12 protein-coding genes are annotated in these 12,530 nt (G+C 38.4%); 6 read left to right on the top strand and 6 right to left on the bottom strand.

What is annotated here, in order from left to right; translation table 11 throughout:
* Window positions 1-6: 6 nt before the first annotated feature.
* On the top strand, window positions 7-783 hold the full coding sequence (locus SLP02_RS05755; protein ID WP_319419697.1) for an ABC transporter permease: 777 nt from the start codon (window positions 7-9) through the stop codon (window positions 781-783).
* Between the two features lie 299 nt (window positions 784-1,082).
* On the opposite strand, the gene larB is transcribed toward SLP02_RS05755, so the two are convergent.
* On the bottom strand, window positions 1,083-1,862 hold the full coding sequence (larB, locus tag SLP02_RS05750) for a nickel pincer cofactor biosynthesis protein LarB (protein ID WP_319419696.1): 780 nt from the start codon (window positions 1,860-1,862) through the stop codon (window positions 1,083-1,085).
* A gap of 61 nt (window positions 1,863-1,923) precedes the next feature.
* On the opposite strand from larB, the gene SLP02_RS05745 reads away from it, so the two are divergent.
* Window positions 1,924-2,109 (top strand): hypothetical protein, encoded by a 186-nt coding sequence (locus SLP02_RS05745; protein ID WP_319419695.1) that lies wholly within the window; start codon window positions 1,924-1,926, stop codon window positions 2,107-2,109.
* A gap of 18 nt (window positions 2,110-2,127) precedes the next feature.
* Here SLP02_RS05745 and ispE read toward each other — a convergent pair whose 3' ends face one another.
* Both ispE and SLP02_RS05735 read right to left on the bottom strand, forming a co-directional pair.
* Window positions 2,128-3,078, bottom strand: a complete 951-nt coding sequence (gene ispE, locus SLP02_RS05740; RefSeq protein WP_319419694.1) for a 4-(cytidine 5'-diphospho)-2-C-methyl-D-erythritol kinase — start codon at window positions 3,076-3,078, stop codon at window positions 2,128-2,130.
* A gap of 109 nt (window positions 3,079-3,187) precedes the next feature.
* A complete protein-coding gene (locus SLP02_RS05735; protein ID WP_319419693.1) occupies window positions 3,188-4,348 on the bottom strand; it encodes a site-2 protease family protein in 1,161 nt (386 codons plus the stop codon).
* Between the two features lie 203 nt (window positions 4,349-4,551).
* On the opposite strand from SLP02_RS05735, the gene SLP02_RS05730 reads away from it, so the two are divergent.
* A complete protein-coding gene (locus SLP02_RS05730; protein WP_319419692.1) occupies window positions 4,552-5,049 on the top strand; it encodes a 2TM domain-containing protein in 498 nt (165 codons plus the stop codon).
* Between the two features lie 229 nt (window positions 5,050-5,278).
* Here the strand turns inward: SLP02_RS05730 and SLP02_RS05725 are convergent, their stop codons facing one another.
* Complete coding sequence (locus SLP02_RS05725) at window positions 5,279-5,587, bottom strand: hypothetical protein (RefSeq protein ID WP_319419691.1); 309 nt, start codon at window positions 5,585-5,587, stop codon at window positions 5,279-5,281.
* Between the two features lie 790 nt (window positions 5,588-6,377).
* On the opposite strand from SLP02_RS05725, the gene ltrA reads away from it, so the two are divergent.
* The 3 genes from ltrA (at window position 6,378) to SLP02_RS05710 (ending at window position 11,226) form a co-directional block, all read left to right on the top strand.
* On the top strand, window positions 6,378-8,207 hold the full coding sequence (ltrA, locus tag SLP02_RS05720; RefSeq protein ID WP_319419690.1) for a group II intron reverse transcriptase/maturase: 1,830 nt from the start codon (window positions 6,378-6,380) through the stop codon (window positions 8,205-8,207).
* A gap of 306 nt (window positions 8,208-8,513) precedes the next feature.
* Entirely contained in the window at window positions 8,514-9,464 is a 951-nt protein-coding gene (locus SLP02_RS05715) for an ABC transporter ATP-binding protein (protein ID WP_319419689.1), read from the top strand.
* A gap of 55 nt (window positions 9,465-9,519) precedes the next feature.
* Window positions 9,520-11,226, top strand: a complete 1,707-nt coding sequence (locus SLP02_RS05710; RefSeq protein ID WP_319419688.1) for a hypothetical protein — start codon at window positions 9,520-9,522, stop codon at window positions 11,224-11,226.
* Window positions 11,227-11,346: 120 nt separating this feature from the next.
* Here the strand turns inward: SLP02_RS05710 and SLP02_RS05705 are convergent, their stop codons facing one another.
* Both SLP02_RS05705 and SLP02_RS05700 read right to left on the bottom strand, forming a co-directional pair.
* Window positions 11,347-11,721 carry a hypothetical protein gene (locus SLP02_RS05705; protein WP_319419687.1) on the bottom strand — a complete coding sequence of 125 codons (375 nt, stop codon included), beginning with the start codon at window positions 11,719-11,721 and terminating at the stop codon, window positions 11,347-11,349.
* 99 nt (window positions 11,722-11,820) lie between these two features.
* Complete coding sequence (locus SLP02_RS05700) at window positions 11,821-12,375, bottom strand: Uma2 family endonuclease (RefSeq protein ID WP_319419686.1); 555 nt, start codon at window positions 12,373-12,375, stop codon at window positions 11,821-11,823.
* Window positions 12,376-12,530 lie beyond the last annotated feature (155 nt).

Below are 12,530 nucleotides of genomic sequence, written 5' to 3'. Positions count from 1 at the left end.
TGTAGAATGGATAATTTAATTTCCCTAGATACTACCGATTTAGTCTTATGTCTAGGCATGATCGGCATGGCGATCGCTTTATCTCTTTGGCAAAAGCTAGAATTAGAAAAGCAGTTGGCATATAGTGCAGTTCGCTCTTTGATGCAGCTAATTGCCGTTGGCTACATCTTAAATATAGTTTTTGCGATCGATAATTGGCTAGTGGTATTGGGCATTTTAGTCATGATGATTACTATTGCCTCCATTGTTACCCGCAACCGCATCGATAAAAAGCTTCAGGGGCTTTTACCTGTGGTATTTTTATCGATTATTTCCAGTAGTGCCTTTACTTTAGGTTATGTAATTCTGTTGATCCTGCAACCCGATAAATGGTACGAACCTCGCTACCTGATACCTCTGGCGGGAATGTTGTTTGGCAATGCCATGAATGGTGCTTCTCTGGCTGGCGATCGCTTTTTAAATGCCGTCAATCAAAATCGCTTAGAAATTGAAACTCACCTATGTTTGGGTGCTACTGCCAAGCAAGCTATATCCCCTTATCAAAAAGAAGCAATCCGCACTGGCTTAATTCCTACTCTTAATAATATGGTGGTGATAGGTTTAGTTAGCTTGCCTGGAATGTTTACAGGACAGGTTTTAGGAGGTAGTGACCCTTTAGATGCAGCTTCTTATCAAATCATGATTTTATTTGCCATTGTCTTAGCTAATTTGATTTCGACAATTTTAGTCACCGAAGGGATATACAAACGTTTATTTAATCAGGATAGTCAGCTTATTGGCTAGACTAATACCATTTACCATTTATCTCTAGTAACGAAAGACTTCGATGATGACTGTGACTGGAGACTGGGGATTAGGATTCCCTGTAGCTTTTCGTTTGAAAAATGAGCAAAAACTAAGTTTGTTATAAAGGAGAAAATTATATTTAAATAATATCAATTAAAATGAGATATAAAAAATGCAGACCCGAAAAGCGAATCTATCGTAACTTAGCTTTGGGAGTTCTAACTTTTTTGGTTTTAGCAACAGTTTTACCTGTAATCAATGCTTCTGGAATTATGTAATTAAGCCGTAAATAAAAATCAGCTTAAATTCTTGGCAATTTTCTTAGCAGTACGCAATATTTGTCCTGCCAAAATAGCTGCACCAAAACCATTATCTATATTTACTACTCCGATTCCCGCAGCACAGGAATTTAACATAGTCAATAAAGGCGCAACACCACCAAAACTTGCTCCATAGCCAACGCTAGTAGGTACTGCCACCACTGGACAGTCTGCCATTCCTGCCACAACGCTGGGTAATGCCCCTTCCATGCCCGCCACCACGATTAAAATATCGGCATCATAAACGACTTCACGATTGCTCAACAGACGATGGATTCCTGCTACCCCCACATCCCAAAGACGAGTCACGGCAAAGCCACAGAGTTCAGCAGTAATGGCAGCTTCTTCGGCAACGGGAATATCTGCCGTACCAGCGGTAAGAATTGAGATTGTTCCCGCTTGGTTGGGAGTTTGAGGCGCAGACAGAGCGCAAATGCGGGCAGTAGGATAGTAAATTAAATCGGGAATCGTTTGTTTTAGCTGTTGATATACTTCCTTTTCAATCCGAGTTGCCATAACTACCGTAGCGTCTTGTGCCATGGCAGTCATGATCTTAATTATTTGTTCGGGGGTTTTGTCTGCACCCCAAATAACTTCAGGAAAACCTGTCCTAAGCTGTCGATGATGATCGATTTTGGCAAATTCATCTAAAGATTCAAAAGGCAAATCTTTGAGTTTCTCCAAAGCCGATTCTGGACTTATATTACCAGAGGCGATCGCTTGGAGCAAATTTTTTAGTGCTTCTGGTTGTGTCATATCAATTATCAGTAGATGCGGGCAAGCCCTTACGCCTCAATGGTGTGCATTACAGCCCAATTTGTCTGTTGAAACAATTGAGCAATATTTGACAGATAAATGGGTCAAGCTGCTAGAATTACCCAACCCTGATAACCACGATCAAGCATTGATTTTGTGTAGGTACTCAGAATCAGAATGGGTAGCTTGGATACCCGATTATGGAGAAGCAATTATTAACAACAGCCAGTTTTGTATGTATTCCTAGAATTGAACCCTAAAAAGTTTATGTTTGGGATTTAATTTGGATGCCATGACTAACAAGTTTTGTTACCCAAAAACGAAGTTGAGAATCGTTAATTTGAGTTTTTACCCGCTCTTTAACGGCGATCGCCTGTGCTTCAGAGTCGCACAGTGCAAACACCGTTGGTCCTGAGCCAGACATCATTGTACCTAGTATATCTTGAGCAGCAAAAGCTGACTTAAGTTTTGCTACCTGGGGATATTCAGGCAAAACAACCTTTTCTAAATCATTGTCGATTAATTTGCCAATTTCCTTGGCATTTTTATTGACTATGGCATTAACCAAAGGACTGGAATTAATTTTGGCAGTACGAGACTTAATTCCTGCTGCATCGGCGATATAAGAATCACTATACTGTTGACGATAGGTTTTATATGCCCAGGGTGTAGAAACACCAATGTTGTCGTATTTAGCTAATACCAGCCAAATATTGTCAAGATTTGCAAGAGAGTCTAGTTTTTCTCCCCTACCAGTGGCGATCGCTGTTCCTCCAGAAACACAAAAAGGAATGTCAGAGCCTAATTCAGCAGCCAATTCCTCTAATTCGGGTTGAGTTAAGCCAAGATTCCAGATTAGATTAATTCCTACTAATACTGCTGCTGCGTTACCAGATCCTCCCGCCAAGCCAGCAGCTACAGGAATGTTTTTCGCAATTCTGATGCTAACACCACCATAGTTAGCGTGTACATCAGGAAAGACTCTACACATTAGTTGAGCAGCGCGATAAGCCAAATTAGTTTCATCTTCTGGTACATGGGGATGATCGCAGTAAATGCAAATCTTTTGAGTATCGCTTGGCTTAATATCTACTCGATCTGCCAAGCTAATACTCTGTAAAATCATGACTAGCTCATGAAATCCGTCAGAGCGATCGCCAATAATTTCTAAATAAAGATTGATTTTTGCTGGTGCAATCAGAGAACAAGAACGCATATCTTAGGAAACAATTTAGCCATTTGACCACTCACTATATAGTGAGTTTACTCTAATCAGAACCGATAATATTTAATGATTTAATGCGTCCAGGAAATTACCGTTAAATTTAATTAACTATCACTTTGTCATCATCTTGAACAGATTCAACAACAGCCTTGTTTTTAGCTATCTCTTCTTGGGTCATTAGATTGACGATAGAGGCTTTTTCCAGTAATCCAATTACCTCACCTGATTCTCCTACAACTACAAGTTCTTGAGCTTTCTTGATCTCAATAGTTTTGGCTACCTCTAATAAAGAAGTATCAGCAGCAATAGTATCAACTTCTGGTATAGATCTGACTAGCTCATGAAGATAAATTTCATTCCAATCAGAAGTAGGGATTTGTTTCAAATCTTCTACAGCAATATCACCAACTAACTTTTGATTTTCATCTATTACCAAAAACTTTTTCCAACGCTCTTTACCAATCACATAGTCATTGACAAACTCTCTAACGCTTAAATGTTCTCCCACTATCGGGCTATCTGCAATGACAGCATCTCTAGCAGTATACTGACTTAATTTATCCTGTACCACAGCCGATTGAGCAGCCATACCAGCATTTTGCAAGAGAAATACGCCGATTAATAAAGTCCAGAGGCTTCCCGCTTGGCTGATACCCAAAACAGATAAAATACCCAGAGATATAGCAATCCAGCCTATGACTTGACCAACTCTCCCTGCAAAAATTACTCCTTTATTAGGATTACCTGTAATTTTCCAGACAACAGCCTTGAGGACATTCCCACCGTCAAGAGGTAAGCCAGGAATCATATTAAATAGTGCCAGAATTAAATTAATAATGGCTACAGGATAAATAATCGCCCCTAAAGGTTGATTTGGTGAGAAACTAGCTGCAATTAGTGAAAAAATTCCAAATAATAAAATACTAACTAAAGGCCCTGCGATCGCCACAGAAAACGCCTGAAATGGTGTTTCTGATTCTTTCTCTAAGGTCGCTAAACCGCCAAAAATGAATAGGGTGATCGATTTAACGGGAATTCCTTGAGAAATCGCCACAAAGCTATGACCAAGCTCGTGAGCTAATACTGAAGAAAATAATAGTATGGCAGTAACAAAACCCAAAATCCAGGGAGTTGACCCTGTAAAATCGCTAGTTAAATTAGAACCATAGCTCCAAGTCACTAAACCTAGGATAAGAAACCAAGATGGGTTAATAAAAAATGGAATCCCAAATAAATTACCGATCCGAATGTTGCCGTTCATTAAATACTCCTTTGTGGATGAAGCAATATTAATATTTTTCCACTTTTGCTAAAGGAAAATGTTTTATATTTTGTTTGCTATTAATTTATTACAATGGTAGCGAAGCGTAACGATTGGTAGTAGGGTAAAAACCGTCCTCAAATTTACGGTAACAACTTGACACATTTTGGGCATAATAAATATTAGAGAGCAGCAATAGTAATATGCCAGATACAACCCCCCAATATCCAGACTCCTATAGTCAAGACGATATTCAGCAGATTCTTAATATCGCGATCGCCCGTCACCATACCCACGAAGAATTAAGCAGACAACAACTGTGGGAAATAGCCTCAGAATTAGATATTAGCAACGCTATTATTCAAGCTGCGGAAAAAGATTGGCTCGAACAAAAAATAGTCGATCGCCAGCGACATACCTTTAATTTATATCGCCGTCAAAACTTTAAGCAGAAACTTACTAAATTTGCGATCGTTAATATTTTTCTGGTTTCTTTAAACATAATTGCTGCTGGCTCTCTTACCTGGTCTTTATATATTCTGCTATTTTGGGGATTAGGCGTTGCTCTCAATGGTTGGAGAGCTTATCAAACTCAGGGAGAAGAACACGAACGAGCCTTCCAAAGATGGAGTTTTCAAAATGAAGTCAAACAGACAGTTTCTACAGTCTGGACAAAACTACAAAAGACTTGGCAAGTTTAGCCCAATTACAATTCTTGATTACGACCAACTGTACTAGACTTCTTGCATAAGTCTCCAAAACTCTGGTTAAGTGAAGTCAACGCGGGTGTGGAACAGCTAGAAAGGACGCTTCGTCCGCATCTCAGTTTTGCAGGAGGGAAACTCTCCGCAGACAAAGGACTTGTTCTCAAGACATCTCCCTAGACGGGGTTCGCTCGTCTAACTGCTTTAACTGCCCTAACTGTTGCTATTAGCTACCTAAACCTAAAAAATTCTTGAGCCAGTCTAAAAAATTGCCTACATCTTTAGTAGAAACTTTAAGCAAAGAAAGTATACCCACTACAATCAAAATTGTGCCAATTAGAAAGTTCTCTTTATACAAAGCTAAACCAACTATAGCGATAAAGTAAGGAGAAACAATACGGCTAATTTTTTCCACAGAAGATACAAGCTCGCTGCTTTCTAGCATCTCGGTTTCTGTTTGTAGCAAAGTATCTTGGGGAAAGGTTGAATTAACTACAGTAGGGGGAGTAAGTTTAATGTCTTGTAAATCAGACATAGTAGGTTTTTGTGGTTCACGGGGCGACTTTCCAAACATAAGTGCGATTCGTTTCTCAGAAACTATATTGGTGAATATCAATACGGAGGATTGAGAGCAATTCTAAGAGTAACCCATACTGGGTTGAGGTAGCACTTTAATCCTCTTAGAAATGACAACTACATAACCATGTTGGTGAGTTAACCCTGCCAAGCTAATTTAGCAAAGACAGTAGGGGTAAGAAGAATAACTTATTTTTCTAACTTAAATGATACAAGCCCAACCATTTAGACGCAAAATGAAAGCAAAACCCTTGCGGTAGCGACTGGTCATCAATCCGTAAAGCAGGGGGACGACGGATTTAAACTACTAGCCTAATGTGGTTTAACGTCAGCAAGCTCTCAAGGTGAACGAGGTCTAAGGAATTGACTGAATTGTCCCAAGGGGAAACCAGCGGAAAGGCTTAATGCGCTGGAAGTCCTAAAAAGGCATAAAGAACCGCTATATGCGTTCTTTAACAGGTAAGCTCCTATTTATGATGAGAGCTTTGCGTTACCTATAACGGGCAAAGAGATTCCCACCTAAAAGAGCAAACCAATGGTATGTGGAACGAAATAAATCAATTGTTCTTCTCAAGTACAAGGTCGCAAAACTTGAGTAATCAACCAAGATGCAACATCTAGTTTCATTCGCTAGGGAATGATTGATAGAGATAGAGTCAGAAGCCAATGACTCTTTGTAATAAAAGAGTATATGCAGACAGACTCACGGTGAAACGGAAGATAGGGACACAAGTAAAAGTATAAAAGTCATGGACAACGTTGAATATATTCAACAAGAGTATGAATGGTCAGACCTGCCCTGGAAGAAATTCGAGAAGGTTCTGTATAAGCTTCAAAAACGTATCTATCAAGCGTCGAAACGTGGTGATGTCAAGAATGTTAGACGACTCCAAAAATTATTACTAAAATCCAGAAGTGCAAAACTCATCTCGGTACGAAAGGTAACACAAGATAACCAGGGTTCTAAAACGGCAGGTGTGGACGGGGTTAAAAACCTATCTCCAAAAGACCGATTCAAACTGGTTGATAAAATCACCTTGAAAGCCAAAGCGTCTCCTGTAAGGCGGGTATTCATACCCAAACCAGGGAAGGACGAGAAAAGACCTTTGGGAATACCTATAATGTACGACCGAGCAGTGCAGTGTCTCACTAAATTGGCATTAGAGCCAGAATGGGAGGCAAAGTTTGAACCAAACTCGCATGGCTTCAGACCTGGACGTTCATGTCAAGATGCTATCAGAGCAATCTTCCTCGCAATCAAGCAAAAATCAAAATTTGTCTTGGATGCGGATATTAGCCAATGCTTTGATAAAATCAACCATCAAAAATTATTACAAAAATTAAATACCTACCCATCCTTACGTAGACAAATACGAGCTTGGTTAAAAGCTGGGATATGGCAGGACTACAAATTCTCTGAAACAACTAAAGGTACACCGCAAGGTGGAGTTATTAGCCCACTTTTGGCTAATATTGCCTTACATGGAATGGAAGAACGCATAAAGAGATATGCCGAAACTCTAGATATGAAAGACTATCGAGGTAAACAAGTAGGTAAAAGAGACAAAAGATTTTCTTTATCTTTAATTCGATATGCGGATGATTTCGTAATCCTTCACGAAGACTATTCTGTGGTTCAAAGTTGCAGAGAAATTATCTCCGAATGGTTAAAAGACATAGGACTAGAATTAAAACCTAGCAAAACTAGATTAACCCACACCCTACATAATGTAGGAAAGGAAAAAGCTGGTTTTGACTTTCTCGGATTTAACGTTCGACAATACAAAGTCGGCAAGTACATAAGTGGGAAAAATCCACAGGGCAAATTGTTAGGTTTTAAAACTCTTATTAAGCCTAGTAAAAAGAGTATTAAAACTCATTACGAAAAACTTGCAGATATTATCAACTCTGGTAAATCACTTAAGCAAGAAAGATTAATAGGAATGCTCAATCCCATAATTAGGGGATGGTGTAACTATTATTCAAAAGTAGTAAGTAGCATAACGTTTGAGAAATTAGACGCTTTGACTGTATTTAAACTCTGGAAGTGGGCGGTAAAAAGACATAGAAACAAAGGAAAGAAATGGCTTAAAAGCAAATATTTCCAAAGCAAGTCAATTTACAATAATAAAGAGAACACATTTAGTAGTAAAGACTGGATATTCGCCACGACTAAAGACGGAATTATTAACGATAGTCTTCGTTTTCACAAGGATACGAAAATTACTCGTCACGTCATAGTCAAAGGTGAAAGTAGCCCATTTGACGGAGATTTAGTCTACTGGAGTTCTCGCATGGGAAGAAATCCACTCATGCCACTAAGCAAAGCCAAATTACTTAAAATCCAAAAAGGAAAATGTAATTGGTGCGGTTTAACATTCTTCAACGATGATGTGATTGAAAAAGACCATATAATCCCAAAATCAAGAGGTGGAAAGGATTATTACAACAATCTTCAATTGCTACATCGACATTGCCATGATAAAAAGACAGCGATTGACGGCTCAAACGAAACGCCCTTCAAACCAGCCAACCTTCCTGAAGGATGGCATTGGTCAGAAGGAATGTTAATCACATAAGTTCTGAGACGTACTGATGACAACAGCCGTCTTATTGAGGAGCGGTATGAATTGAAAGGTTCACGTACCGTTTTGTAGAGCAGTAGGTGGGGTGACTCGCCTACTGACTTTAATCTCAACTTGCGGTAAATCTATATCTTACATAAGATAGCTCGATCTGGAGATTCGATCTGCAACCAACTCTAATTTTTGATTGAGTTATTACCCACTACCCATTACCTACTACTTACTACCTAAAAGATTGATCGCTTTACATATAATCAAGAAAGCAAGGGTATAAAGTTGGAGATGGTATAATTATTGCTTATGAGCGAAGATTTGGCGATCGCCACCTACGGCCTAACTAAAAGATTTGAAGGACATATCGCCGTCAATGATATCGATTTAAGGATCAAAAGTGGCGAAGTTTACGGTTTGATTGGTCCTAATGGTGCGGGCAAAACGACCTTAATCAGAATGTTAGCAGCAGCAGAAGAACCAACAAAAGGAGAAATTTATCTCCATGGCGATCGCTTATTACGGGATAATTCTAATTCTGTCTTAAAAAAACGCTTGGGTTATCTCCCAGATGATTTTCCGCTTTATGACGATCTAACTGTCTGGGATTATCTAGATTACTTTGCTCGTTTGTATAATCTTAAACAACCTTTTCGTCGTCGTCGTCTAGTAGAAGTATTAGAACTAGTTCAGCTAGAAAATAAACGCAAAAGTATTATCTCTAACCTCTCGCGAGGCATGAAGCAACGCCTTAGTTTAGCTCGGACTATTATTCACGAACCCATATTGTTACTGTTAGATGAACCCGTATCAGGATTAGATCCTCTAGCCAGACAACAATTTAGGCAAATTGTTAAAATTTTACAAGAAGCGGGAATGACAATTCTAATTTCTTCTCATGTCTTGAGCGATCTTGCCGAACTCTGTACTTCAGTAGGCATAATGGAGTTGGGCTTTTTGGTAGAAAGCACTTCTTTGAAAGAACTATACCAAAGGTTATCTCGTCAACAAATAATTATTAGCACTTTAGGTAAGATAGAGATATTGCAACAACAACTCAGCCAAAACTCTTTGGTAGAAACATGGGAGATGATACCCCAAAGCAATCGTCTTCGGGTTAATTTTACAGGAAAAGAGTCTGACTGCGCTCAACTGTTGCGATCGCTTATTCTCGCTGATATTCCCTTGACAGAATTTTATTGTACCCAAGAAGATCTCGAAACTATATTTTTAAAATTAGGACATCAACAGGCTTCTTAAAGTACAAAATCGGCGATGGTAACAATTTACTATTTAAGTTTTATTAGTCATAATCATGAAACAAAATATGCAGGTGTGGCACGACCATAATTCGTTATGGGAAAAATTCTTAGATTGGAATCCCCAACTATTTCGAGAGCTTAAAGGCAAGTTAAAAACGAGAAATGTAGTTGTTGCTGCTGCCATCTCCATTATCACTCAATTTGTGATTGTCATTTCTCTTTTAAGTGAATTACCAGAACCAGATCCAAAAGGATTATTAGAATATCAAACAGGACGTTATGCCTTCGGCTATGGCACTAATGAACTATTGTATACCAAAGATATGCTGGACAATTGGATGGTCAATTGGCAGCTATTATGGCTCGATTTGTTTATAATTTTGAGCATTATTAGCATCTTTGCCCTACTAATAGTCGGTACTTATATGCTGATTGCCGATACGGTCAAAGAAGAAAGTAGAGGCACGCTTAACTTTATTCGTCTAACTCCTCAATCTTCTGGCAGTATTTTGCTAGGGAAAATTTTGGGAGTGCCAATATTGCTTTACACAGTAATTTCATTATTTGTTCCCCTGCATTTGCTAGCTGGTTTGGGAGCGCGTATTCCGCTTACGCTTATTATTGGCTTTGATGCAGTAATAGTTGCTAGTTGTGCCTTTTGCTACAGCTTAGCTTTACTCTGGAGTTTAATGAATTTTGGCTTATCAGGCTTTAAACCTTGGTTAGCTAGTGGAACAGTTGGCTTTCTTATATCGACTACCACTATGGTTTTGGTTGAGGGTGGTAATCTGTCCCAAACCATATTTGATTGGTTGTTTTTATTCAATCCAGCTATAGTTTTATCGTATTTGATTGATGCTACCAGCATATCTCAAAGCAAAATTGCTTTTCTATCAGCAGAAAACTTGGGTGAATTATTATTTTATGGACAAGGATTATGGACAAAAGCAAGTATCGGCATTGGCTTAATGTTATGTAACTTAAGTCTTTGGACTTATTGGTGTTGGTCAGTTTTAAAACGCCGCTTTTATAATCCAGAAAATACCTTGGTTAGCAAAACCCAAAGTTATTGGTTAACTGGCTGGTTTATGGCGATCGCTCTTGGGTTTACTCTGCAACAAGATAATAATCGTTTACTAACCAGCAATTTTGTAATTTTACAATGCTGTTTATTTATTTGGGGATTAACATTAATTGCTCTATTAAGCCCGCATCGCCAAGCATTATATGATTGGGCGCGATATCGTCATCAAAAGAGTAAAAATGGCAATGTCCTCTGGAAAGAATTAATTTTTGGCGAAAATAGTCCTTCAACAATTGCGGTGGCAATTAATCTAGCGATCGCGATCGCTTATATTACTCCTTCCATATTTTTGATGTTAGGGGAAGATAAACAGCAAATATTTTCGGGTTTGATCCTTAATGCTGGCTGCATTCTTCTTTGTGCCGTAGTGGCTCAGTTAATCCTGACTGCTAAAACTCGTAAACGCTCGGTTTGGTCGGCGATTACAGTATTCTCAATGATTGTTGTACCGTTTCTTTGTTTGGGTGTTGTTGGAATTATTCCTGAGACTTCGCCTCAAGCTTGGTTATTTAGCTTTATTCCGACTATTGCTGCTGAATATGCTACCTTTTCGGCAGTGATGGTAGCTGTTTCGGTACAGTGGTTTGTCATCTCTTTAATTGGTTTACAGATGACAAGGAAACTAAGGCAAGCAGGAGTATCAGAAACTAAAATGTTGTTTTCTCAGTCTCGTTGAGAATTGGAATATTTAATTAACAAAGGCTTAAGCCGCATGTAGCGATCTCCTTAAATAAAAAGAAGGCGATCGCTTTTTTATTTGTTTAATTTAATAAAAATGCTATTTTGAACGGTTTGATTACTCAAGTTGTGACCAGCCTTTATTACTTTCTCCAATATTTAGCACAGCATAAAGTATAGCTATGCCAATTAAACCAAGTAAAGACTTTCCTACACCTAAACCAATAGATAAATTTATCACCAGTGCAGTAATACTAGAACCGAGAAAACCCCAAAAACCCCACTTTTGCCATTTAAAGAGCGCAATAGTACAAATAAGGTTAAAAATACAGACGATAATCAGGACAGGAAATAGCCAACTAGGAAGCCCTGGAGAAGTTTGTCTAATTGTTTGACTATTCAAGAGATACATCAAAGCCGTTATTGAGTTGGCTACTATCATCAAAATTAACCAGGTAGTTAGACAACCATGACGTTGTTTCTCAATAGCCATTAATTTAATCTCTTTGCTTTGCAGATATTTTTACAGAGGTCTAACTATTTTGTATCTGCAAGCTATCTAAATGTCCACTCTATTTAGCAGTAATTGAAATTAAATTAAACCTGCTTGTTGAAAAATCTGTTGAGGAGTTAGGTTTAATTCTGGCAAGTCATCAGCGATCGCTGAAGTTCCTTTGATTGTTTTGGGTAAAGTGTCAGGATAAAAGATAGTAATACTTTGAGCTTTTGTGTCAATTATCCACACTCTGTCTATTCCTGCTTGCAAATAGTCTGTGGCTTTTTCTGCTAAATTACCAAATGTCTGCCCTGGAGAAATGATTTCAATTACCAATTCTGGTGCCACAGGACAAGCTTCATCTAGTATCCAATCTGTACTCAGACGATTATAAGATGTGTAACTTAGATCGGGAACAGGAATCCAATCAGTTCCATTTCGTTTTAGTTTAATTGCCCATTCAGGCTCAACTCTGCCTCTATTTTTAGCCCAGCTATCTAAAACAAGGAGCAAAGTTTTTTGTAGTTGAGAATGAAAAAATTTAGGAGAAATTTTAAGAATAGCTTGACCATCTATAAGTTCGTAGGGGCGATCGCCTTCGGGAAGTTCAAAGAACTCTTGGACAGTTAACTTGCCAGTAGATGAAAGCATTGTTTTTGAGTTAAATGGCTTTTTAAATGATCGATGATTTAATTATGCTCCAACTGGCTAAATAACTGAAGTGATAATAGTACACACAATATAAATAGTCTTTTCAAGACTAAAAGAAACTGTTAAAGTGTCACCTTACAGTTAACAGTTGAAAA

This window comes from Pleurocapsa sp. FMAR1 (genome assembly GCF_963665995.1).
Lineage (GTDB): Bacteria > Cyanobacteriota > Cyanobacteriia > Cyanobacteriales > Xenococcaceae > Waterburya.
This window is presented reverse-complemented; position numbering and strand designations above follow the sequence as displayed.

Coding starts and splice junctions, on each gene's coding strand:
- SLP02_RS05735 (WP_319419693.1), bottom strand. CDS start 4,348: ATGAACGGCAACATTCGGATCGGTAATTTATTTGGGATTCCATTTTTT.
- SLP02_RS05730 (WP_319419692.1), top strand. CDS start 4,552: ATGCCAGATACAACCCCCCAATATCCAGACTCCTATAGTCAAGACGAT.
- SLP02_RS05710 (WP_319419688.1), top strand. CDS start 9,520: ATGAAACAAAATATGCAGGTGTGGCACGACCATAATTCGTTATGGGAA.
- SLP02_RS05725 (WP_319419691.1), bottom strand. CDS start 5,587: ATGTCTGATTTACAAGACATTAAACTTACTCCCCCTACTGTAGTTAAT.
- ltrA (WP_319419690.1), top strand. CDS start 6,378: ATGGACAACGTTGAATATATTCAACAAGAGTATGAATGGTCAGACCTG.
- SLP02_RS05700 (WP_319419686.1), bottom strand. CDS start 12,375: ATGCTTTCATCTACTGGCAAGTTAACTGTCCAAGAGTTCTTTGAACTT.
- SLP02_RS05705 (WP_319419687.1), bottom strand. CDS start 11,721: ATGGCTATTGAGAAACAACGTCATGGTTGTCTAACTACCTGGTTAATT.
- larB (WP_319419696.1), bottom strand. CDS start 1,862: ATGACACAACCAGAAGCACTAAAAAATTTGCTCCAAGCGATCGCCTCT.
- SLP02_RS05755 (WP_319419697.1), top strand. CDS start 7: ATGGATAATTTAATTTCCCTAGATACTACCGATTTAGTCTTATGTCTA.
- SLP02_RS05715 (WP_319419689.1), top strand. CDS start 8,514: ATGAGCGAAGATTTGGCGATCGCCACCTACGGCCTAACTAAAAGATTT.
- ispE (WP_319419694.1), bottom strand. CDS start 3,078: ATGCGTTCTTGTTCTCTGATTGCACCAGCAAAAATCAATCTTTATTTA.